The organism is Bacillus sp. BS1807G30, assembly GCF_040047675.1.
Lineage (GTDB): Bacteria > Bacillota > Bacilli > Bacillales > Bacillaceae > Bacillus > Bacillus altitudinis.
On record NZ_CP157353.1, the window covers coordinates 2,311,112 to 2,332,708 of the forward strand.

Annotated in this window: 26 protein-coding genes; 9 read left to right on the forward strand and 17 right to left on the reverse strand. The window is 40.1% G+C overall.

Features of this window, described 5'->3' with window-relative positions; genetic code table 11:
- Positions 1-221: 221 nt before the first annotated feature.
- Entirely contained in the window at positions 222-902 is a 681-nt protein-coding gene (locus tag ABG082_RS11930; protein ID WP_058214206.1) for a hypothetical protein, read from the forward strand.
- 288 nt (positions 903-1,190) lie between these two features.
- Here ABG082_RS11930 and ABG082_RS11935 read toward each other — a convergent pair whose 3' ends face one another.
- The 7 genes from ABG082_RS11935 to ABG082_RS11965 form a co-directional block, all read right to left on the reverse strand.
- Positions 1,191-1,472, reverse strand: coding sequence for a DUF3986 family protein (locus ABG082_RS11935; RefSeq protein ID WP_058214205.1), 282 nt, complete (start codon positions 1,470-1,472; stop codon positions 1,191-1,193).
- Positions 1,473-1,502: 30 nt separating this feature from the next.
- Positions 1,503-1,913 (reverse strand): Imm1 family immunity protein, encoded by a 411-nt coding sequence (locus ABG082_RS11940; RefSeq protein ID WP_272511723.1) that lies wholly within the window; start codon positions 1,911-1,913, stop codon positions 1,503-1,505.
- Positions 1,914-1,933: 20 nt separating this feature from the next.
- A complete protein-coding gene (locus tag ABG082_RS11945) occupies positions 1,934-2,362 on the reverse strand; it encodes an NUDIX hydrolase (RefSeq protein ID WP_272511724.1) in 429 nt (142 codons plus the stop codon).
- A 225-nt stretch (positions 2,363-2,587) separates the two neighbouring features.
- Positions 2,588-2,815 carry a hypothetical protein gene (locus ABG082_RS11950; RefSeq protein ID WP_272511725.1) on the reverse strand — a complete coding sequence of 76 codons (228 nt, stop codon included), beginning with the start codon at positions 2,813-2,815 and terminating at the stop codon, positions 2,588-2,590.
- A 102-nt stretch (positions 2,816-2,917) separates the two neighbouring features.
- Positions 2,918-4,330, reverse strand: coding sequence for a polysaccharide deacetylase family protein (locus ABG082_RS11955; protein WP_272511726.1), 1,413 nt, complete (start codon positions 4,328-4,330; stop codon positions 2,918-2,920).
- Positions 4,331-4,484: 154 nt separating this feature from the next.
- A complete protein-coding gene (locus ABG082_RS11960) occupies positions 4,485-5,039 on the reverse strand; it encodes a hypothetical protein (protein ID WP_017358048.1) in 555 nt (184 codons plus the stop codon).
- Positions 4,993-5,511, reverse strand: a complete 519-nt coding sequence (locus tag ABG082_RS11965; protein WP_348936123.1) for a GNAT family N-acetyltransferase — start codon at positions 5,509-5,511, stop codon at positions 4,993-4,995. Before ABG082_RS11965 ends, ABG082_RS11960 begins: the two co-directional genes overlap by 47 nt.
- Positions 5,512-5,883: 372 nt before the next feature.
- Between ABG082_RS11965 and ABG082_RS11970 the strand changes: the two genes are divergently transcribed.
- The 5 genes from ABG082_RS11970 (at position 5,884) to ABG082_RS11990 (ending at position 9,778) form a co-directional block, all read left to right on the forward strand.
- Entirely contained in the window at positions 5,884-6,210 is a 327-nt protein-coding gene (locus ABG082_RS11970; RefSeq protein ID WP_017358050.1) for an uberolysin/carnocyclin family circular bacteriocin, read from the forward strand.
- 299 nt (positions 6,211-6,509) lie between these two features.
- Complete coding sequence (locus ABG082_RS11975) at positions 6,510-8,048, forward strand: hypothetical protein (RefSeq protein WP_348936124.1); 1,539 nt, start codon at positions 6,510-6,512, stop codon at positions 8,046-8,048.
- 1 nt (position 8,049) lies between these two features.
- The gene (locus ABG082_RS11980) at positions 8,050-8,550 is read left to right on the forward strand and encodes a stage II sporulation protein M (RefSeq protein WP_019743196.1); all 501 of its coding nucleotides are present in this window, start codon (positions 8,050-8,052) and stop codon (positions 8,548-8,550) included.
- Positions 8,551-8,571: 21 nt separating this feature from the next.
- The gene (locus ABG082_RS11985; protein WP_035390894.1) at positions 8,572-9,117 is read left to right on the forward strand and encodes a hypothetical protein; all 546 of its coding nucleotides are present in this window, start codon (positions 8,572-8,574) and stop codon (positions 9,115-9,117) included.
- Entirely contained in the window at positions 9,110-9,778 is a 669-nt protein-coding gene (locus tag ABG082_RS11990; protein WP_348936125.1) for an ABC transporter ATP-binding protein, read from the forward strand. The genes ABG082_RS11985 and ABG082_RS11990 overlap by 8 nt, the downstream gene beginning before the upstream one ends.
- Positions 9,779-9,830: 52 nt before the next feature.
- Here the strand turns inward: ABG082_RS11990 and ABG082_RS11995 are convergent, their stop codons facing one another.
- Positions 9,831-10,124, reverse strand: coding sequence for a CotD family spore coat protein (locus ABG082_RS11995; protein ID WP_008342559.1), 294 nt, complete (start codon positions 10,122-10,124; stop codon positions 9,831-9,833).
- A gap of 183 nt (positions 10,125-10,307) precedes the next feature.
- On the opposite strand from ABG082_RS11995, the gene ABG082_RS12000 reads away from it, so the two are divergent.
- The gene (locus tag ABG082_RS12000; RefSeq protein ID WP_035391001.1) at positions 10,308-10,625 is read left to right on the forward strand and encodes a hypothetical protein; all 318 of its coding nucleotides are present in this window, start codon (positions 10,308-10,310) and stop codon (positions 10,623-10,625) included.
- 27 nt (positions 10,626-10,652) lie between these two features.
- A complete protein-coding gene (locus ABG082_RS12005) occupies positions 10,653-10,874 on the forward strand; it encodes a hypothetical protein (RefSeq protein WP_224558471.1) in 222 nt (73 codons plus the stop codon).
- Between the two features lie 241 nt (positions 10,875-11,115).
- Here ABG082_RS12005 and ABG082_RS12010 read toward each other — a convergent pair whose 3' ends face one another.
- The 4 genes from ABG082_RS12010 to ABG082_RS12025 all read right to left on the reverse strand — a co-directional run bounded on the left by ABG082_RS12010 (position 11,116) and on the right by ABG082_RS12025 (position 16,303).
- Positions 11,116-12,456: a sugar porter family MFS transporter gene (locus tag ABG082_RS12010; RefSeq protein ID WP_007501378.1), complete on the reverse strand. Its 1,341-nt coding sequence runs from the start codon at positions 12,454-12,456 to the stop codon at positions 11,116-11,118.
- An 84-nt stretch (positions 12,457-12,540) separates the two neighbouring features.
- A complete protein-coding gene (gene araA, locus ABG082_RS12015; RefSeq protein ID WP_019743625.1) occupies positions 12,541-13,962 on the reverse strand; it encodes an L-arabinose isomerase in 1,422 nt (473 codons plus the stop codon).
- 17 nt (positions 13,963-13,979) lie between these two features.
- Positions 13,980-14,684, reverse strand: a complete 705-nt coding sequence (locus tag ABG082_RS12020; RefSeq protein ID WP_007501382.1) for an L-ribulose-5-phosphate 4-epimerase — start codon at positions 14,682-14,684, stop codon at positions 13,980-13,982.
- Complete coding sequence (locus tag ABG082_RS12025; protein WP_348936126.1) at positions 14,678-16,303, reverse strand: FGGY-family carbohydrate kinase; 1,626 nt, start codon at positions 16,301-16,303, stop codon at positions 14,678-14,680. Before ABG082_RS12025 ends, ABG082_RS12020 begins: the two co-directional genes overlap by 7 nt.
- A gap of 272 nt (positions 16,304-16,575) precedes the next feature.
- On the opposite strand from ABG082_RS12025, the gene ABG082_RS12030 reads away from it, so the two are divergent.
- Positions 16,576-17,688: a GntR family transcriptional regulator gene (locus ABG082_RS12030; RefSeq protein ID WP_348936127.1), complete on the forward strand. Its 1,113-nt coding sequence runs from the start codon at positions 16,576-16,578 to the stop codon at positions 17,686-17,688.
- A gap of 5 nt (positions 17,689-17,693) precedes the next feature.
- Here the strand turns inward: ABG082_RS12030 and ABG082_RS12035 are convergent, their stop codons facing one another.
- The 5 genes from ABG082_RS12035 to hxlA form a co-directional block, all read right to left on the reverse strand.
- A complete protein-coding gene (locus ABG082_RS12035; protein WP_348936825.1) occupies positions 17,694-18,710 on the reverse strand; it encodes a serine hydrolase in 1,017 nt (338 codons plus the stop codon).
- A gap of 10 nt (positions 18,711-18,720) precedes the next feature.
- Positions 18,721-19,176 carry a MarR family transcriptional regulator gene (locus ABG082_RS12040; RefSeq protein WP_202394234.1) on the reverse strand — a complete coding sequence of 152 codons (456 nt, stop codon included), beginning with the start codon at positions 19,174-19,176 and terminating at the stop codon, positions 18,721-18,723.
- Positions 19,177-19,270: 94 nt separating this feature from the next.
- Entirely contained in the window at positions 19,271-19,996 is a 726-nt protein-coding gene (locus ABG082_RS12045) for a DsbA family oxidoreductase (protein ID WP_348936128.1), read from the reverse strand.
- A 148-nt stretch (positions 19,997-20,144) separates the two neighbouring features.
- On the reverse strand, positions 20,145-20,702 hold the full coding sequence (gene hxlB, locus ABG082_RS12050) for a 6-phospho-3-hexuloisomerase (RefSeq protein ID WP_348936129.1): 558 nt from the start codon (positions 20,700-20,702) through the stop codon (positions 20,145-20,147).
- Positions 20,699-21,331, reverse strand: a complete 633-nt coding sequence (gene hxlA, locus ABG082_RS12055; RefSeq protein WP_003216301.1) for a 3-hexulose-6-phosphate synthase — start codon at positions 21,329-21,331, stop codon at positions 20,699-20,701. The genes hxlB and hxlA overlap by 4 nt, the downstream gene beginning before the upstream one ends.
- Positions 21,332-21,597 lie beyond the last annotated feature (266 nt).

Sequence of the window (21,597 nt, forward strand, 5' to 3'; positions counted from 1 at the left end):
ATAGAAAAAGCCAAGGGTTATAGGATCCTTGGCTTCTTTTGAAATAATATCTCTTTTCAATACCACATATACATTTACAAATAGAAAATACATGACTTTAAACCCATGCTCTAAGTCATAAGATATTTTGTCTAATTTTGTCGAAAATCAACAATCTAACTTTTTTTCCTTTATAATATTGTCTATGTTTCTAAATTTTGTATGCAGGAAGGGTTAAACTAATGAAAAAAACTAAACTAGTCTTATTTTTATGCTTCATGGTACTTCTAACAGCTTGTGGCAACACTACAAGTTCAAATGGGTCAGCAAACGCAAACAAAGAAGAATCCAGTAAAAAAGATACGAGTCAAGAAACCTCAAAAGAAACTTCAAAAAAAGAAAACAAACCAACATCAGGACTTCTAACCGAAATTGGCCAATGGAAGAAAGACGAAAATGGTTCAACACTCACTTTAAAAAAGATAAATAACAAAGAAACAGAAATAGATTTAAAACCTATTAAGATGAAAATTAAAGATGTTAAAGTATTTGAGTACACTGATTTAGAGGCTCAGGATGAATTATTGCTTTCAGATAATAATTATAAAAAAGATAAATATCATAGAATACAAATCACTTATACAACTGAAAACACTTCTGATAAAAATATTTTTTTTACTGGTGTTGATGTTATTACCACTAATACAAAAAAACAAATTGAAGTCAGTAACTCTAATTTGACTTCGGAATCAGGTGTTGGTTCTTTTTATGGTAAAGTTGAAAATGAAGGTATGGTTTTAGTTCCTCTATTTGTGGATGATGTTTCAGATTTAAGTTCAATTACACTTCACTTAAGTGAAGTATATCTTGATGACGAACTTGAATTATTACATGATGGATCAAAAGTTAAATTCGATTTTTAAATTAAGACTTCTTTTTTAACATGAATCCCTCATGAATTGATGTGTACTAAAAAAACAAACGTCTCTCTGCATGACCCCATCGGTCAGGATAAACAAGGAAACGAAATTTCGTTAATTGATGTCTTAAAATCAGAAAATGAAGACGTGATTAATACGATTCAGCCCAACATTTAGCTAAAAAACAGACCATATGAGGTCTGTTTTTTATTTTGATCATTCTTTGATTCTTATATCAATAAATCAAATCCTTATAAGATTAAAAAATACCCATGGCTAGGCGATGTCTGTTCACTCCATTGACTTCAATAACCGGTTTTCTTTTAGAAACTGCTCAAACAGCTGATTCCCTTCCTCTTCAATTTTGTCATCTTCAATGGAATACTCTCCAATCAACAGACCTAAATCAGCATATTGTTCATACTGCTTTAAAAGCGTGATCCCATACCATGTATGATCAAAAAATAATTGCCACTTTCCTGTTTCTAAACTCTTAAAAAACACCCCTTCAAAATCAAGACCATGTTCGTAATAGCCAACATGTACATGCATGGTATCATCTAAACGACACATTTTATTCTCCTTCTCGTTCCTCGTAAAACTTTACAGACCTTGCTGAAAATCAATCGCCCTCAACTCCACCCATTCAACACTATCAGGTATCGATTTTGTTTTCAGAAAATGTTGAACGATTTCATAAGCTTGATGTCGATCGACGTAGCTGCATGAAGGTACATACAATGGTGCGCCTGCAACGACATGCTTGATTGTTTCTATCTTCTCTACTTTTTTAAAAGGAACCAAAAAATCTGGATATCTCATAAGAAAAAAGCCATAAGGTTCATGATAAAAGAAAACAAGACTTTCCGTTTCCCAATCTTCATCCACTTCAATAGAAGATTCTCCATTCCCTTGTTTCCAATAGTCTTCATCCTTATGGAAGAAGATTTCTTTCATCCATTCTTCTCCCGGATTTTCCACTGGAGCACCGGTTGGTCCATAATACAAAAACATTCCATTCTCTCCTTCGACAACTATTGATTTCTCGTTCTCTTTCCTTCAAATGTGTAAAATGGACGCGTCTGTTTATTTAATTTTAGCATGCTGAATAACTGCGGATTTAGTTTTTCAGCATCTTGAGTGCTTACCCATTTTACTTCTTCAATATCATGATCAGGATCTAAAATATTCATCTCTCCCCCGATGATTTCCCCAAAAAACGTAAAAATAAGTGCGTGATGCATGTTATCTTGAAAGAGTATTTCCCGAACAGAATGAAGTTCATTTATTTTGATCACATACCCTGTTTCTTCTCTCACCTCACGGATCACAGCTTGCTGCAGATGTTCTCCTTCTTCCACTGCACCACCGGGAAACTCCCAATAACCTTTGACATTCTTCACCATTAAAATATTTTCATCCATGTCATAAATCAAAGCTGATACCACGTCAACTCGCTTCAATTGAATCCTCCTTCACCCATTGTCGAATATATAAAATGAAATGTTTATATCAATCTTTTCTCATTATACTGTATCCTTGTTACGAAAGATTGGAGGGCTTAGCGCGTGGATCATCATGCTCTTACTGATTGTGCTAATAGAATTTGACGAACATCGTCTCTCTTTTGAGACAATTAAGGAATCAAACGAGAAAATCATCGAAAACAGAAAAGTAAAAAACCTCCTTCATTTAACGGGAGGTTTGTTTATTTGATTCTCTTTCAATTGTTTCTCATCACATAACATATATCTGATCCGCTGTAGATAATGGAGCGCAATATGACCGAGACAGAACATAAGCCCGATCATCGCGAGAATATAGATAGGCAGCATCAAACCAGGTACATTGTTTATGACAAAAGCCAAACCAACTACTGTCAGCATAATGAGGCTAATAAACCTTATCAATACCAATTGAAGTCCCCCTTCATATTCACCTTAACAGATTTTCCCTTTATTTTCATGACCTGCTTAAAAAAAGATGCGAATCCACTAAGATTCACACCAAAAGGGGTATTACCTATTCAGCTCATTTCTCTTCTCACGCGCTTCCTTCCACTGCTCAAGCTCAGATACCGTCAATAATTGATATCCCTGTTTTGTGAGTTCTTTAATAATCGTGACGGCTGCGTTTGCTGAGGTGTCATAGATGTCGTGCATTAAGACCGTTTCACCGCTAGATGCATGGGCTAGAATGTAGTCCGCGACGTATTGGCTGTCTCGATACTTCCAGTCTTCAGGATCCACATCCCAAAGGGTCACTTTCATGTGAAGAGCTTCGTTGATTTGCCCGTTTGTCCCGCCATATGGCGGTCTAAAATGAGTCGGTGTGAACCCGCTCGCTTTTTCAATGATTTGCTGCGTGTCTTCTACTTGTTTTACCGCTTGTTTTAAAGGAAGTCTTGTGAGCAAAGGGTGGTTATAGGAATGGTTTCCAATTTCATTTCCACCCTTTCTGATTTCACTTAACATATCGGGATAATACTGAACCCTGCTGCCTAATACAAAAAATGTAGCATGTCCTTTGTTCTCTTTTAATGCTGTTAGAATTTTTGAGGTCGTTGATGGATTGGGCCCATCATCAAATGTGAGTGCAATGGCTTTTTGATTTGGATTAAATGTGGATGGTTTTGGCAATTTCACAATCTTTCTTGTTGGAATCGGTTCTTTTTTCTCGTTTTTGTTCAATTCTTTCTTAATATATTCAGGTTTTAATATTCCTTTCAGCAGTGTTTTCTTAATCGCTAACACTTGAGGGCCTTGATGATTTGGAGCGATTTGTCCTCTTGGAAAGTAGAATTCGATATAGCGATCCTTGATGGCAAAATACTGATAATTCTTCGTTACAGGAGACGTTCCCTGTTTGAGCAGCGACTGATTTTCAGCTAGCGTTCGATCTTTTTTTAATTCCTCAAAAGTCATATGAGATAATTTTTGAAGATTGTCCTTCTTTGATAGAAAGATATCGTTGATTGATAAAAATGTCTGTTTCTTGAAATCAAAGTTCATCACCTTCGTTTGATTGACGCCTTGCTTTCCGCCCTTCACCTCATATGTATTGAATTTGATTGCGACGGTTTGCTTGGCATAATGAATGATCTCATAATCGATATTTAATTCGTATCGTGTTTCTTCATTGACATCACTCGCTTGACTAAACGATGTTTTAAACCTTTCTAACGCTGTCTCTGCAAATTTTTTGATCTCCTGATCTAGTTTTTCTTGATGAAACAGCGGATAGTTGACAGCATATCTCATGAATTTCCCGTCATTCACAAGTGTGACAATTTCAACTTGTTTGTAGCTCGCATCTTGTTCTACTTTTTTTCTCTCTGTCCCGCTTGCCTGCTGGTTATGATAAAACGCAGCGATACCGATGACGATCGCAAGTACACACAGGACGAGACTGATCTTCCCTTTCATTGACACAATGATTCTCCTCTCGTGATGCCGTCATGTCTAAATGGCGTGTGTTTGTAGGATAGACTTTTCGCAGCCCCTTTTTAGTTTGCAAAAAACACATTTGTCACATTTTCGACATATTTTACGAGAGACATATAAAAAGGGCTTGATCGCTCAGCCCTTATTTTTGCATATACAACTGAAATAACTTTGTTTCTTCATCAATAGAGCGTGCCTGGTCAAAAGCTGCTCTGACTGTCTTTGAGTTGTTCACCAGCTCATACAGCATGGTGAGAACAAAAATAAATGACGCATTTCCATCAATGTAGTCATCGGGCGCTGTATAGGATATCGCCCCTGTTTCTAAAAAAGCTTCTGCCACCTTTTTTTCGCCTAGTGTACAGCCTGTACATATAATGTGGACTCCATTTAACGAAGCATACCGCTTTATGTCATCCGCACCAAAAGCAGCACCTCTCGGCTCACCCTCTTCGTATACATCTTCTCCTAACTCCGGCATGAGAAACGCTCCTTCTTCTCCGTGAAAGGATAAAAGAATGAAATCCGTCTCGCCTCTATTCCTCCCGGATAAAACATTAATCAGGTCATTCGGTCTGCCTATCCAATGCATATCGACTTTTGCGCCAAAGTTTTCAAGTGCTGCACGAAGCGCAAAGGATTCCAGCTCACTATTTGGTCCGGCTGCCAATGTGATGCGCATGACTGGCTGGCTCATTTATATCCCCTCCAAACGATGATAAACATAGCACCATTTTTTCCTCATCTACATAAGCACCATTTATTTTTAGTGCTTTTTCTTCTACCGCATACGACTTAAATCCAACAGACCTGTAAAGATGTTTGGCTGGGTCGTTTGTTGTGACCACTGTTAAATATATTTGTTCGATGTCTTTTTTTTCGCGTGCAAAAGAAAGTACTTTTGTCAGAAGTGCCTTCCCCATTCCTTTTCCGCGTCCATCGGTCGTTACATACATCGCTACCACATTGGCACGGTGCTTTAATTTCTGCAAGGTTTCTTGTATGAGTGTAACCGAGCCGACCAGCTGACCTTGATGAAAGGCACCGAATGTCCACATAGATTGTGTAGAGGCAAAACGAGCCTTATATTTATTCTTCGTATCTAGCTTCTCTTCCTCGTAACTCATAGCAAAACTCTCTGGATTTAATCGGAGTGCTTCTAATCTCAAGTTCGCATATTCTTGAGCATCTTCTGGTGTTAACAATCGAATATTCAGAAAATCGCCTCCATCAGAATGAATTGATACTTCCAATTTTATCTTGAAAGGCGCTTTTGATCAAAGAATATTGGTTCATTTACATATAGCACATTTCTTATAGACTTTTAGGCTCTCTTTCGTTTTTGTGAAAACAAGATCATTTTGATCATGTTCACTCGATATTTCCTATCCAAAACGATTCTTTTCTCACTTATCTTTTCACTTATTTTATATTAACCTATAACTAATTCATGAAAAAAAAGAAAAAAAAGGATTGATATGAACAAAAACATATCATAAGATAGAATAGTAATAAAAAGACAAAAAAGGGAGGAATTTGATATGACAGAAACAAGAAATGAAATCAAACTACATGTTCTTTTTGGTGCTTTAGCAGTAGGATTCCTTATGCTAGCTCTTTTTTCCTTCTCGCTACAAGTACTGCCAGTTGCTGATCTAGCAAAAGAATTTGGTATTCCAGGCAGTGTTGCCGCTGTGGTTCTTAATGTGGTTGAAGCGGGTGGAGCTGTCACTACAATTGTCTCCATTTTAACTGCTGTAGGTTCAGGCGGTCTTTCTCTTATTGCTGCGGCTGGTAAAGAGACAATTCGTCAATACCTTAAAAACGAAATTAAGAAAAAAGGCCGTAAAGCCGTTATCGCTTGGTAATTTATTTAACGACTCAATAGAAGGAGACTCTGTTCTCCTTCTATTTAAATTTTTGTGCAGGTGAGAAGATGTTATATCCTTTATTATCACTACTTCTATCCATTAGACTGGAGCAGCAGTATTCTAATATCGCTCAGTACGTTATACGAAAAATTCCATTTCTCAAGTCGTTTTCTTCAAAACAGTACATATTTTTTTCTTGTATTCTTGATATCATATTCGGATGCATGATTGTATTCGTTATATCTTCATTTCTTTACTCCCCCGTCTATCAAATAGAATGGGAAAGTGCTTTTGTGATGTTTTTATTTTTATTTTCTATCGTCAAAGGAATTGAATCTTATAGAAGAACTCATCTTCTTCCTTTTAAAGAATTGATACAGCTAGCACCTGTTTCCTCTAGACAACTTTTTCAAACGCTTCTGTTTTCAGAATTGATTTGGCTTGTGTTTACGAGTTTGAGCACTTATTTGATCTATTTTTTGTTTCAATATGATATTGTTCAAACACACGATCTGGCATTCTGGTTAAAACATGTCAATGTGATGCTGACAAGTATCTTCCTATTTATCATCAGCAATAAGATATTCGGTGCTTATATTTATAACATCGTCGTAAAAAAAATCGGGGCCATTCGTGTCCTCTTTTTTGCAAGCATCGCTTTGCTTTTTTTCTTATTCGGAAGGGTTCTCATATTAAACATCATTTTCCCTTTTTATCACACCTTCCAGCAACTATTTCAATCGATCTCATCGCTTGCAGAGGATTCGTTTTGGATCACTCTTTCAAACAAGCTGATCTCTTTATATCAACATGATCTTCAGCAAATGCATCATGCTTTATTTTCAGATGGCTCTGTTTTTCTACAATTTCAAGCCCTTTTTAATTCACCTATTACATTGATTGTTGTGATACTAGGTAGTGCGCTTGTCATGAGAAGTCCTGTTCGATGGATTCCAACGGAAAAAGATCAAGACCAAAGCTCAAAGCATTTTCGGGATTTATTTTATTGGTACTTTCAAGTACTGCATAAAATTCAGGGTTTGTTGTTTAGACAAAATGTGTTGATTCAAAAAGACATCAAGCTGTTGAAAGAAAAAAGGTGGCTTCTATCTAAAGAATTGTTTAATTATATGTTCATGTCATATGAAGCCTTCTTTTATATTGGTGTTTTTACCGGATTGATCTCGATCATCGATCATCAAGCCTTGCAAATTCAGCTGCTATTCACACTCAATATTATGATACTAGCGAATCAATCTTATGAGATGAGAATGCTGACACCTTCTATTTTTGCTTTAAGTGCTGAAAAAAAGAACATTTGGCTTTACGAGCTTTCTCAAATATCTCTATTGCAGTTTTTCTTATCAAAAATCCAGTTATTTTATTGTTTATTTTCCATACCAGCACTCTGTTTACTATTCATTAATCTATCTATTATGACTGTGTATCAACTGTTTCATGTTCAGATGCTCATTCAACTGGTGGCATTAGGGATTGGCTTTTTCATTTTTCCTTTAATCCAACTGTACTTGTTTCCATTCACAACGAAATTCAATTTTATTCATGAGCATGAAATAGGGACAACAAATGAGGAATTAGAGATCATCGATAAAGGTCAGGCATTTGCCAGAAACTTTCTTGTACTGCCTTTTATGTACTATTTGATTTTGACCTCTTTTCTCCCTATATTGCAGCAGTCCTCAGGGCTCGTAAACGTGCTGTTCGCTATATATTTTGCGATCGTTTCAGTGATTTGCTGGATATTATGCCGCAAGACCATTTATAAAGGAATTGAGTATGTTGAAAAAAATAAGATATTTTCTATCGGAGAATAGATTGATTCTACGTCTCGGCTATTTTTACGCCGGTGTATTTATTGCAGCTTTGCTCATTGGATGCCTCCTTCCTTATGATCAGATTCCTTATTTAAAAAAGGATGAAGACATGTTTTTTCTCTCTATTTTTTCAAATAATTTACAGGTTGGACTTGCCATTCTAGGTATCGGGGCTTTTACTGGCGGCATTATGTCTGCTGGCATTCTTTTTTATAATGGCTATATCATCGGAAAACTCATTCAGTTTCTGATAGCCCATCATGAAGTGCCGCAGTTATTCACTGGCCTCATGCCGCATGCTTTTGTTGAGATTCTTGGTTTGATCCTCTTTTCAATCGTCAGTGCTTTTCCATTCATTTATCTTTACCGGTTTATGAAAGGTAAGGCCATTGATGTAAGAAAGCTGACTCGGACTGTGGTTCAGTTAATCTTTTCCGCTGTAGTGCTCTTGTTGATTGCCTCTCTTTTAGAGGAATATGTCAGCCATGTACATCTATCTTAGAAGAAAGGAGAATGTGGTTCTATGGAGCTACTTCTACGCCCTAAACAATTTTTCAATCAACATCAATCGATCAAAACCATTGTAGGTCTTGTCTTACTATCTTTATTTGTTTCAACTGTTTTTTTAACATTTTTTATCATTGATTTGTTAGTAGAGGAGCCTTTATCTGCTGGAAAACAATTAGCCAGCATTGTGTTTATCTTTTTACTGACAATCCCGCTTTATTTCATATTAAATTTTCTCGGTACTGTCGTGACTTCGATTTATATGTACTTTTTTCATAAAACGTTTATTTTGCGCAAAATGTATTTTGTCATCTTGCTTTATAATGCGTTGCTTCTATTAGTGAATAGCGCAGCAATCTATTGTGTGATGGTACTCGATTTAGATCATTATTTTATCTTCATCCAAGCGGTTTCTTTTTTGATCAACTTGTACCTTTTACGCATCCTATATGATGGGATCATTTATTATGCTGAAGGATCAAAAAAAGCCGCCCTTGCGACCGTCATCTTGTATATGCTGGTGACCACTGTTTTTGTTATTGGAGGATTTATCAATGGCTAGTTTGCAAGTGTCTCAGCTATCTTTTCGTTATGAAACAACTGAAGAAAGCTCTCCCCTCCTTGATCAAGTATCCTTTCATCTGAAAGAAGGTGATCGTGCTTGTATTATCGGGAAAAACGGCAGCGGTAAATCGACACTTTTAAAGATCATCGCAGGTCTGCTTCCTTCAGTATCCGAAACGGTTTTACTCAACGAACATCATCATCCTGGGTCAGCTCTTTATAAAGGGTTGGTCGCGTACATCCCAGATAAGCCTTTGGTTTATGATGCGCTGACTGGTATCGAGCATATGACTCTTATACAGTCGCTATGGAAAATGAATCAGTCAGAAAAAGAGGTATACAAAAAGACCTTTCTCTCGCTTTGTGATGTATTTGATTTAACTCATGCACTTAAGATGCCTGTCAAACAATATTCACTAGGTATGAGATATAAGCTTTTCTTTAATTGTATGGCGGCCAGATCACCAGAGCTAATCATTCTTGATGAACCTTTTACATCTCTTGATGAGGCATCTCAAATGCAGTCTATTTCTTTATTAAAAGAAGAATTCTCTGATCAATGTGTTTTATTTACAAGCCATCAGCGCTACCTTTATTCAGAATTAGGAAATCGTTTTTTCGAGCTTGATCACGGACAACTAAATGAAATAGAGCGTTGAACATACAAAAGGCATCCCATTACAGGATGCCTCACTTCTATATACCATTATCTTACCATTTACAGCGTTTGACCGGGCGGCAGCAAGGATTCTTGATATCACTGCCACAGTCATATTCTTCCACAATATACTCATTTCGAGTAGATTGCGTCACAGGGTAGTAGTTTTCAATTCTTTTGATGTTTTTATTGACGTTTGTGATATGAGTAGGATGAATCTTTCTGATCGTTTGTTCATTTGTTGTCGTGTTGACAATTTGACGTGTAGGGGATACAACCGTTTCAACTTCTCCATGATTCCCCCTGCGAGGTCCAAAGAAAAAATTGTCTAATCGATTCCGGCTCATCTCAACACCCCTTCAAGTTGTCTTTCACTTACACTCTATCGTATGTCAGAGGTACGATTAGTGATTAGATGCTTGTCTATTTTTGATAAAATCCGCTGGTTATCTAGTAGTCTCTTTCTTTACAATAGGACAATTTTAACATATTATACAAATGATCTCTTGTGAAGGAAAGGACATTCATTGATGAAAACAAGACATAAGCTTTTTTCATTTTTCATCCTGCTCGTCGTGATCATCACCCTTCCCTTGCTGTCGCCTATGGTTTTTACAAATGCGACTGAAAGAGGAGCGATACGGCATGCCATTTATCAAGAAGGCTACCCTTACCAAAGCTATTTTGCTATTTTGCAAAAAAAGGACGGTGTAGACCCTCAATATGGTCAGCTGTATGATGTGTATTGGCAGGCTTGGAAAAGTGAGACGGGAATGACGCCTTCCGTCTGTTATTCAAAAAAGATAGAAGACCATGAATTTAAGGTCAGCTGCGGAACTGCACCGTAACATTTTTCAATAACTTTAAAATAAGAGGTGAACGATTTGATCAACACAACACAAACCATCGAACGAAACAAACTGGACATTGCACTTGAACTGACGCAATTGCACTTGAATCGATATGAAGCAAATCATCCTGATCAGCTGAGTGAAATTTATGCGAAATATTATGCGCTTCTTGAAGTGCTGGACGTATCCTCATCTGATCAATTAATGGATTTACTGCCAGATGAACTGAAACAAATACTTGATTAAAAAAACCCTCTATCCACACAGGATAGAGGGTTCAGGTTGTTGACAAAGGGCTAAAATGAACTTGATTTTAGCCCTTTGTCTTCTTTTCAGCGTGATAGAAAACCTTTGAATTCTAGGAAGGACGAGTACCGGCGCGGAGCAAATTTGACATTCGTGAGCACTGGCACGAAGGACTGACACCGAATGCGAGGGTTTGTCTACACGCTGAAACCATCTATCCACACAGGATAGATGGTTTCCTTTAGACACGTGCAGCCATATCGGTTTCGATTTGTTCTAAGCTTCTTCCTTTTGTTTCGACTAATACAAAGCGCGTGAACAACAGGCCAATTAAGCAGATGACCCCAAATGAGGAGAAAATCACGCCAAAGCTGAATTGGTCAGCCAAGATAGGGAAAACAAGGCCAACTGCTAATGATCCCGTCCAGTTAAAGGCAGAGGAAATGCCCGCCCCAATGCCTCTTACAGAAAGTGGGAAAATTTCACCAATAATAATCCATGTGATCGGTGCCCATGAGAAGGCATAGCACAAAATAAAGCAGCAAAGTGAAATCAATGTGACCCAGTTTAATATGCCTTCACTCACTCCAAGTGCACCTAATGCCGCTGGTGCAAAGAAAGACAGGGCCATCCCCGTTCCCCCAACTGTGAGAATCGTTCGGCGGTCGAACCGGTCGACGAATTGTAAAAAGATCACGGTCGTCACAACAAATATGACTCCAACAATGACGGTAAAACCTGCGGCAACTTGCGGAGCAAGACCTACATTTCTTGCGATACTCGTTGCATAATACACAATGGAGTTCGCACCCTGTATTTGCTGGAGTGTCGCCATTCCGACCCCAATAAAGAGAGCCATACGGAATTTCTTTTGAAATAATTCACGAATGCCTGAGCGTTCTTCTTTTGCCACTTCTAAAATTTCTTGCATTTCTGCTTCAATCTCTTCACGTGATGAACGAAGTGATCCTAATACTTCACGTGCCTTATGAGCCATTCCGTGTTTAATTAAATATCTAGGAGATTCAGGAAGTTTCAGCATGCCAATATAAAGCACGATCGCAAATAAAGCAGCACTTCCCAGCATCCAGCGCCAGCTGTCTGGAATTGGTTCAAACACAAATGCGACGATATAGCTAAGCAATAATCCACTCACAATCATCAGCTGATTCAGGCCGGACAATTTCCCGCGAATTTTGGCCGGAGCGATTTCAGACATGTAAGCAGGCACGAGCGATGAGGCTGTCCCTACAGCTGTTCCTAAGAAAATCCGGGCAATGGTTAATGAGATTTCTTCTGGTGCAATGGCTGAGCCAAGCGCACCGACAAAAAAGATAATCGATGACACCAAAATGAGCTTTCTGCGGCCAAACTTATCCCCCATCAGACCGCTTAAAATGGAACCAATGATCGCCCCGCCCATTAATGAAGAAACGACGATGCCTAGCCATAACGGGCTGAGCTGAAATTCTTCCTGAATGTGCCCTTCCGCTCCTGCGATAATGCCAATATCATATCCAAATAAGATACCTGCAAAGGACCCGAAAAAGAAGATAAATTTACTTGATACTTTTTTCTCCAAGTGGATGACCCCCCTCACTTAATAAACCGCTTTCATTTCTCCCTGCCATTCTACCGTTCACAGTAGAATGCATTTCACCCTTCTTTATAAAACCACATATTCTGCATTCACAAGCTTTGCAAAATGAACAATTTGATCAACCGTTAAATTGAGAGATACGACTGTATGATGACCTCCGCCGTGCTTAATCCATGCTTTGACGCCATCTTGAAAGTTCGGTTTGATTTTCCAGAGGACTCGTGCCACCGGTAAATGTGGTGCTGCTTCCTGCGGCTCAAAGGCTTCCACTTCTTGAATCAGCCATTTGAAATGTGTTCCAAAATCAGCAATGGAGACAACAACGCCCTCGCCTGCTTTTCCATCAAACACAAGACGTGCTGGGTCTTCCCGGTTTCCAATGCCTAGCGGAGACACGACAATGACAGGTTTTGTATGTGCAAGCGCTGGATCTACTTCTAACATATGAGATTGCAGCACTGCTTCCTGACCAGAGGTCATTTCATATGTGTAATCTTCCATAAAACCTGTGGATTGATGATGGCTCATCACCTTTAATAAACGATCCAGTGCGGCGGTTTTCCAATCCCCTTCACCCGCAAAGCCATATCCCTTTGCCATCAGCCGCTGAACGGCTAAACCCGGAAGCTGCTTCATGCCATGTAGATCTTCAAAGTTTGTCGTAAAGGCATTGTAGCCGCCTTCATCTAAGAAACGTTTGATGGCAATTTCATATCGTGCTTGCACTTTTACACTTTGTTCCCATTCTTCTGCCGAATAACTCCCATAATCCACGTCATATAACGTTAAGTACTCAGCAAACAGAGCATCAACTTCTGCTTCTTCCACAGCATTTACATAGTTCACAAGATCGCCAATTCCAAAGTAATCAACGGTCCAGCCCAGCTGGATCTGCGCTTCAATTTTATCTCCTTCTGTCACCGCAACGTGGCGCATATTGTCACCAAACCGTGCCACTTTGATGTGGAAGCTCTCATGATAGGCAGCCGCAACGTCCATCCAATCAGCGATTTGTTGCTTCACCTCCTGCTTCGACCAATGACCTGCAACGATTTGGTTTTGCTTATTTAAACGTGCATTGATATAGCCGTACTCTCTGTCTCCATGTGCCGATTGATGGAGATTCATATAGTCCATATCAATCGTGTCCCACGGAATGTTTTCATAGTATTGCGTGACGAGATGCAAAAGAGGCTTTTGCAAAAGAGACGTACCACGTATCCACATTTTTGCTGGAGAAAACGTATGCATCCAAGTCATCACACCGATGACCTCATCACGATAGTTGACCTCTTTCATCAGCTGTGTGATTTGATCCGCACTAACCGCCAGTTCCTGCAGAATAATTGGATAAGGCAGCAAACCGCTCTCATTTAAGGCATCTGTTATCTTTTGCGCATCTGCCTTCACTTGCTTCAGTGCTTCATCCCCATATAAGTGCTGTGAACCGACGACAAACCAACATTCTTTCTTCTGACTTGTTAACATAGAAATCCCTCTTTTCTTTATCTTGAAGGTTTTTGTCCGTAATACGCATGTGTTCCATGTTTTCTTAAATAATGTTTATCTAAAATCACCTGCGGAAGAGGCTCCGCATATTCGTTCAATTGCTTTGCAAACAGGTTCATTTTCGCTACTTCATCTAAAATGACACTGTTCGTTACCGCACTTTTTGCATCTTTTCCCCACGTAAAGGGACCATGACCTTGTAGCAAAATACCAGGAACCGCCATGACATCTATCTGTCTTTTCTCAAACGTTTCAATGATCAGGTGTCCTGTTTCCACCTCATACCCGCGATTCACCTCTTCTTCTGTGAGAAATCGAGCGCACGGAACAGGTCCGTAAAATGTATCTGCATGTGTTGTGCCCATTGCTGGTAAATCAAGTCCAGCTTGCGCCCATACCGTTGCCCACATTGAATGGCTATGTGAAATGCCGCCAATTTCCTCAAAGTGTTTGTAAAGAACAGCATGTGTGGCAGTATCGGAAGAAGGATTGAATTCCCCCTCGACCACTTGACCGTCAAAATCGACCACGACCATGTCTTTTGCTGATAATTTGTCATACGCTATGCCGCTTGGCTTAATGACAAACAGTCCACTGTCACGATCGCACGCACTGACATTGCCCCATGTAAATTTCACAAGTCCGTACTTTGGCAGATCTAGATTCGCTTGAAACACTTCTTCTTTTAACCGCTCTAACATACAGGTGCCGCTCCTTTCTGTGGCGTGAGATGTTCTACTGCCGTCTTTTCTATCGGGAGTCCTTCTTGATAGCGCTTTATAAATTCCTCAAAACCTTTAACATCCAGTGGATCAGGATCAATAAGCTCTTCTAATGTATGGGCAAACACTTGATGCTTGAGAAAATGGCTCAGTGTTTGCTGCTGGTGATTGAGCATATATGAAGCAAGGACCGCCATCCCAAACGCACCGCCTTCTCCCGCAGTTGATACGACGGATACAGGTGTCCCGAGTGCAGCAGCGACCATTTTTTGCCCAACTATCGGTGTTTTAAATAAACCGCCATGTCCTAGTAAGCGATCAATCTTGACTTGTTCATGTGCTTTTAAACGATCCATCCCAATTTTCATTGCGCCAAATGCAGAGAAGAGATGCGTCCGAATGAAATTAGCAAGGGTAAACCGGCTTTGAGGAGATCTAACAAAAAGAGGTCTTCCTTCTTTTAGTCTCGTAATATTTTCACCAGAATAATAGCCATAGCTTAAAAGCCCGCCCCCATCATGATCTGCTTCTAAAGCTTGATTTAATAGAGTTTCGTACAATCTTTCTGTTTCAACTGGCTGACCCATTGCTTCAAACGCTTCTCTGAATAGATTCATCCAAGCGTTGAGGTCACTTGTACAATTGTTGGCATGAACCATCGCGACTGGCAGGCCATCTGGTGTCGTGACAAGATCCACTTCTGGGTACACACCTTTTAGATGATGCTCTAACACAATCATGGCAAATACAGATGTCCCAACTGAAATATTCCCAGTTCTCTTTTCCACACTGTTTGTTGCGACCATCCCTGTTCCTGCATCACCCTCTGGCGGGCAAAAAGGGATACCTGGCTGCAACTGTTTACCTTGGTCTAAAATCGCTGCTCCAGCTGCTGTTAACACACCAGCTTCTTCGCCTGCTAAATAGACGCGCGGCAAAAGATGACGAAGCTTCCACGGATAGCCTTTTTCTGCAATCAATGCTTCAAATTGATGAAGCATCACTTCGTTGTAATCCTTCGTTTTTTCATCAATGGGGAACATTCCCGACGCATCGCCAATTCCGATGGCCTGCTTCCCTGTTAACAGCCAGTGAATGTAGCCTGACAAAGTGGTCACATACTCTAACCGGGACAGATGTTTTTCCTCTCCTAATATCGCTTGATATAAGTGAGCGATACTCCATCTTTCTGGAATATGAAATTGGAATACATCCGTTAGCTTTTGACTCGCCTCGGTCGTTGTTCCATTCTGCCACGTTCGAAATGGGACGAGGACTTCTCCTGTATGATGACAGGCGACATAGCCATGCATCATCGCAGATATCCCGATGGAGCCAATGGTTTGAATCGTCACCCCATACAATTGTGCAGCCTGTTCTTTCATCTGACGGTACGCCACTTGAAGACCTGTAATGATTTCAATTAAATTGTACGTCCATATTCCTTCTTGAAGAGAACTTTCCCATTCAAATGCACCTTGCGCAATTGGCTGAAACTCTTCATCTATTAAAATTGCTTTAATTCGTGTCGAACCAAATTCAATGCCCAAAGATGTCCGTCCTTCTCTAATGGCTTTGGCCGTCTTTTCACGATTCATTTTGTTCACCTCCAAGATGATAGCGGTTTCAAATATCTTTTTCGTTTGATTCATCTTTACCTGTGCACAAAAACAATATAATATTTGTACGTACATATGTCAATAATAAATATAGTTGTGCATACATAATTAGACAAAAACTTTCATATTCTCTAAGGAACAGACGATAGACACTGTAAGCGCCTGTTTTTGATTAAGCAACCATGTTAGAATATGTCCATACAAGTTCTTCTCAACCCGAGTAGAGGATCAACTGTGAAAGAAGTGAAACGATGAAAAAGAAGTACCAGATCATTATAGATGATATAAAAAGCAAAATACTGACAGGAGATTACCGGATCGGGGAGCGTATTCCAACCGAATCAAGCTTACAAGAGATGTATCAAGTAAGCCGGCATACGGTGCGAAAAGCCATCTTGGAATTATCGAGTGAAGGTTTTTTACGAAGCGAAAAAGGCTCAGGCACATTTGTCACCAATCAATATCAAACAAAACCTGCTGGACATGCTCATATGAAAACGATTGGCGTCATCACCACATACATATCCGATTACATTTTCCCGTCGATCATTCGGGGCATCGAAAGCCGATTAAATGAAGAGAACTATTCTTTGTTACTGGCGAGTACGAATAACGATGTGGAGCAGGAGAAAAAAGCACTTGAAATGATGCTGTCCTTTGGTGTGGACGGATTAATTGTCGAACCGACAAAAAGCAACTTATATAATCCAAACATTTCGTACTACCTATCCTTTAAAGAACAGGATGTCCCGCTTATTATGATCAATGCCTACTATGAGCAGTTAGAGGTCCCCTTCCTTTGTTTGGATGATGTAAAGTCCAGCTATTTAGCGACAAAGGAGCTGATCACCTCTGGGCATCAGCACATTGGACTGATTTCAAAAACAGATGATTTACAAGGAAAATATCGAATGAAAGGCTATATTCAGGCACTCGGTGAAGCGAAGCTCAATTTCCTACCAGAGCATGTTCTTTTTTTCGATACAGAATCGAAGCAGTATTTAGGGGATCATATAAAAACCTTTTTACAAGCGCACCAGCATGAGCTGACAGCCCTTGTTTGCTATAACGATGAGGTAGGATTAGAAGTAGCAAATGTATGTAGTGAAATGGGTTTATCTATTCCAGATGATCTTTCCATTATTGGACAGGATAACTCGTATATTGCCCAAAAAAATGCCCATGTGAAACTGACAACGCTGACACATCCTCAAGAGCAAATGGGACGAGATGCGGCAGACTGGATGATTAAAAAAGTACAAGGGAAAAAGAATCTCCCTGATCAAACATTTTATGAGCCTGAACTCGTTCCTGGTGAAACGATTAAAGAGCTGAACGCAAGAAAAAATGAGCCCTCTTCATAGGAGGCTCATTTGGCTTTAGGCTCTTGTTCAAGCATATTCATCACATCATAGGCAATTCGGTCGGGAGAGTCTTGCGTGATACGATTGCGATAGTTAGACAAGACGACCACTCCTGTTTTTGAATGCGGGCGGAAGCCCATGAAGCTGGAGAAACCAGAAGTTGCACCATTATGGCAAATCAATCCCGTATCATCTATGACCCACCCGAGTCCCATTGACATGTTTTTCCCTATCTTTACCTTTGGCTCGTGGGTCATTTTCCATGGAGAAGCGGCGTCTGCACTCATATGTGCAGAGAGAAATGAAAGCAAATCCGTGATCGTCGAACGAATCGCACCAGCCCCTTGATAGTCATGCATCTGAAGCGGAGGAACCTCTTTTCCATTCTCTTGATGACCGAGGATCATCTTCTCTTTGACGTCCTCCTTGATCGTAATAAAGGTGTTCGATAGTTTCAGCTCATCCACGATATATTCAGTCAGCAGCTCTTCATATGTTTTGTGAAGAGACCATCCCATGATCAACCCGAGGAGTCCCATCCCTACATTGGAGTAACGAGATGGGTATTCTTTTCGCTCATTCCATTTTTTCGAGTGTAACAGTTTCATTAATTCATCAAGGGAGTATTGACAGTACATATCTCTTCTCACTTTTGGAAGGAACCTTAATTGTAAATCTCTGAGAAAACGATATGAAGGAAGTCCAGACGTATGGATTGCCAGCTGTTCTATTTGAATGGGGTGATTCTTTCTTATTTCAGGACAATACAGTGAAATGGAGTCGTCTAGCTTCATCTGCCCTTTTTGAATCATGCTTGCCAATATACTTGTCGTAAAGACTTTTGAAATAGAGCCGATTTCAAAAATGACCTCCTCAGGCTGGAAGCGCTGCCGTATGGGGTGATCTCCGAAATGAAAAACATGTCTTTCTCCTTGATGAATCAGTCCGATCACAAGCAGTGCCTGTTTCTTTTTCTCCGTATAAGAAGAGGCAATTCGCTGTACTTCTTGTTTGAGCATCATCAATGGATCATCATCCTTCCCCTTCATTTTGATCTACAATCAATTGATCTAGCTTTGTATAAATGGATGTCAATGTGTTGATCTCTTCGAGGCTTAATTTTGAATAGTATTTTTCAATGATCGCAAGTTCTATCTTTCTCATATTCTCCAAGTACGTCTTTGCCTTTTCAGAAAGTTCAACGTGCAATTCCCGACGATTTTGCGGGTTGATGCTGCGGCGAACCCATTCTTTTTTTTCAAGCGTGTTTAACAACTGGCTCACAGCACTTTGGGTGATGCCTAGTTGCTGAGCAATTTGAATAGGTGAGCTTCCCCCTTTTCGCTCTACGAAATCAAGGACAATGTGCTGCTTATCAGTTAACTCATCTACAAATAACTCTTCAAACTCTAATCGGAGCTTTTGATGGATGCGCGCTTCGATTTGGTTTAATTCTTGAATCATCGTTGTTTTGGATGTCACTGTCATCACCTTCATAATTAAGATAACTTAAGTATAAAGGTGTATTAATTATTAATCAACAAAAATCCCTATCTTTTATCAAAGATAGGGAAAATGCCGATTATAATTCTTCTTTTGGCGAGGGCACTGCACATACGCCATCTGCACATGCTTCTTCAAATGAAGCATCAGCCGCTTTCTCCGTTTGCGCTGCCTCTTCTGTCCAAGCCGTTTCAAGTGCACGAAGGAACATATCTGCTGGCTGTGCACCAGCAACCGAATATTGATCATTGATCAAGAAAAAAGGCACAGCAGAAATCCCGAGCTGTCTTGCTTCTTTTTCGTCTTCTCGCACATCGTCTGCAAATTCTTGCCCGTCTAGAACTTTTTGTACTTCGTTCTGATCAAGGCCTGCTTTTTCTGCGATATCTAAAAGGGTTTGACGATCACCAACATGCTTTCCATCTGTAAAATACGCTTGAAACAGCTCTCCCATGACGAGATCGCCTTTTCCCATTTTTCCAGCATATTGAGCGAGCTGGTGGGCATCAAAGGTGTTTGTCAAAACGAGTGGATCGAATTGAAAATCGATTCCTTTCTCCTTGCCCGCCTGTTTCACCTGTTCATTCATCGCGATGGCCCGGCTGCGGCTCATGCCATATTTTTTGACAAGCATATCATGCACATCATAATCCACTGCAACAGGTGCATGCGGATCAAGCTCAAAGCTTTTAAACTCTACTTCTACCTGTTCTTTATGAGGGAATTGCTCAAGCGCTGTTTCCAACTGTTTTTTTCCTATATAACAAAAAGGACAGGCGATATCTGACCAAATTTGCACTTTCATCTTCATCTTCCTTCCACTGCTTACGTTTTTTCTTTCAAGATGTAACTATTATAGTTACATCCATTCCTTTATGTCAAGTGATCCTTCTTTTTAAGTTTCATGTATTAAAAAAACCTTTCCTTCAAAAAAGGAAAGGTTTTCATCACGGCTATTCTAAGTTCGCATGGTGACCGTACATTTTATGGGTGTCGAGCTCTTTCAATTCCATCAATCTCAAGATGACCGCATCGTACATAAGAAGCAAAGTTTGCTCAAATAATGAGCCCATCGGCTGAATCGTATGATGGTTTCCTTCATGTTGATCCTTTGGCGCACCTGACAGTAAGATGACTTCATCCGATAGATCAGCTATAGGTGACTCAGCTGAAAGCGTGAACGACGCCACGCTTCCGCCAATCCCCCTTGCCTTTTTCGCGAGCACAAGTAGCGTCTCTGTTCGGCCAGAACCGCTCCCTACAATCAATAAATCCTCAGATGTAAAAGCAGGCGTATTCGTTTCACCAATCACATAAGCTTCGACACCGATATGCGTGAGTCTCATTGCAAACGATTTCCCCATCAAACCAGACCTGCCAGCCCCTGCGACGAAGACCTTTCGAGCCGTTAAAATGCTTTTGACAAGCTGCTCTGCTTGTTCGTCTTGAATAGCGGGCGAGTGCTCAGAAAGCTCGCTTAGAATTGCTCTCACATAGTCACTTGTTTTCATGATTGTGCAATCAACTGCTTCATTTGCGCAGCCACTTCTGCTTTATTGTCTTGGCTCGCAATACCGCCGCCGACAATAATCAAATCTGGATTTAATTTGACGACTTCAGGTAACGTATCAAGCTTAATACCGCCTGCAATCGCTGTTTTTGCCTGTTTGACCACTTGTTTAATGGTCATGAGGTCCGCAAATGAGTTTTGACCAACCGCTTGCAGGTCATAGCCTGTGTGCACGCAAATATAATCTACCCCAAGCTCATCCAGCTCTTTCGCACGGCCGGCGATATCTTTGATACCAATCATATCGACTAAAATTTGTTTCCCTCTTGCTTTTGCTTCTTTTACCGCTCCTTGAATGGACATATCTTCTGCCGCCGCAAGAATGGTGACGATATCTGCTCCAGCTTCAGATGCCTGCTGCACTTCATAACCGGCCGCATCCATAATTTTCAGATCGGCGAGTACACGTAAGTTTGGAAATGCCTGTTTGACTTCTTTGACGGCACGCAAGCCTTCGTTGATCACAACAGGTGTTCCAATTTCGACTACATCGATCGATCCTTCTACTTCTTTGATCAGCTCAATCGCTTCTGGTATATTCACTAAATCTAATGCTAATTGTAATTTCATGAACGTTCACTCCCGTTTTTTCATCTCATCTTCAAGAGCTCCGTGAATAGGGCTTCTTGAACGATGAAATGAGTATAACAACAGGATGGAAGCAATCCAAGTACGCACTTTTTTTTTACATACTATACTTTTTCGCATATGGTTACAAAAAAGACACTGTCTTTTCGACCAGTATCTAAACGTACTGACAAATCCTCGCATTCGGTGTCAAGTCTGTGTTGTGATGCCGCTCCAGTACTCGTCCTTCCTAGACTGCAAAGGTTTTC

Bases quoted from the DNA above. Each gene is read 5' to 3' on its own strand.
- araA (WP_019743625.1), bottom strand. From the start codon at position 13,962: ATGTTAACAAGTCAGAAGAAAGAATGTTGGTTTGTCGTCGGTTCACAG.
- ABG082_RS12025 (WP_348936126.1), bottom strand. From the start codon at position 16,303: ATGAATCGTGAAAAGACGGCCAAAGCCATTAGAGAAGGACGGACATCT.
- hxlB (WP_348936129.1), bottom strand. From the start codon at position 20,702: ATGAAAACAAGTGACTATGTGAGAGCAATTCTAAGCGAGCTTTCTGAG.
- ABG082_RS11960 (WP_017358048.1), bottom strand. From the start codon at position 5,039: ATGAGCCAGCCAGTCATGCGCATCACATTGGCAGCCGGACCAAATAGT.
- ABG082_RS12000 (WP_035391001.1), top strand. From the start codon at position 10,308: ATGAAAACAAGACATAAGCTTTTTTCATTTTTCATCCTGCTCGTCGTG.
- ABG082_RS11995 (WP_008342559.1), bottom strand. From the start codon at position 10,124: ATGAGCCGGAATCGATTAGACAATTTTTTCTTTGGACCTCGCAGGGGG.
- ABG082_RS12045 (WP_348936128.1), bottom strand. From the start codon at position 19,996: ATGAAAGTGCAAATTTGGTCAGATATCGCCTGTCCTTTTTGTTATATA.
- ABG082_RS11930 (WP_058214206.1), top strand. From the start codon at position 222: ATGAAAAAAACTAAACTAGTCTTATTTTTATGCTTCATGGTACTTCTA.
- hxlA (WP_003216301.1), bottom strand. From the start codon at position 21,331: ATGAAATTACAATTAGCATTAGATTTAGTGAATATACCAGAAGCGATT.
- ABG082_RS11985 (WP_035390894.1), top strand. From the start codon at position 8,572: ATGGAGCTACTTCTACGCCCTAAACAATTTTTCAATCAACATCAATCG.
- ABG082_RS12035 (WP_348936825.1), bottom strand. From the start codon at position 18,710: ATGATGCTCAAACAAGAAGTACAGCGAATTGCCTCTTCTTATACGGAG.
- ABG082_RS11970 (WP_017358050.1), top strand. From the start codon at position 5,884: ATGACAGAAACAAGAAATGAAATCAAACTACATGTTCTTTTTGGTGCT.
- ABG082_RS12020 (WP_007501382.1), bottom strand. From the start codon at position 14,684: ATGTTAGAGCGGTTAAAAGAAGAAGTGTTTCAAGCGAATCTAGATCTG.
- ABG082_RS12040 (WP_202394234.1), bottom strand. From the start codon at position 19,176: ATGACAGTGACATCCAAAACAACGATGATTCAAGAATTAAACCAAATC.
- ABG082_RS11940 (WP_272511723.1), bottom strand. From the start codon at position 1,913: ATGTTTTTGTATTATGGACCAACCGGTGCTCCAGTGGAAAATCCGGGA.
- ABG082_RS11975 (WP_348936124.1), top strand. From the start codon at position 6,510: ATGTTTTTATTTTTATTTTCTATCGTCAAAGGAATTGAATCTTATAGA.
- ABG082_RS11935 (WP_058214205.1), bottom strand. From the start codon at position 1,472: ATGTGTCGTTTAGATGATACCATGCATGTACATGTTGGCTATTACGAA.
- ABG082_RS11990 (WP_348936125.1), top strand. From the start codon at position 9,110: ATGGCTAGTTTGCAAGTGTCTCAGCTATCTTTTCGTTATGAAACAACT.
- ABG082_RS12030 (WP_348936127.1), top strand. From the start codon at position 16,576: ATGAAAAAGAAGTACCAGATCATTATAGATGATATAAAAAGCAAAATA.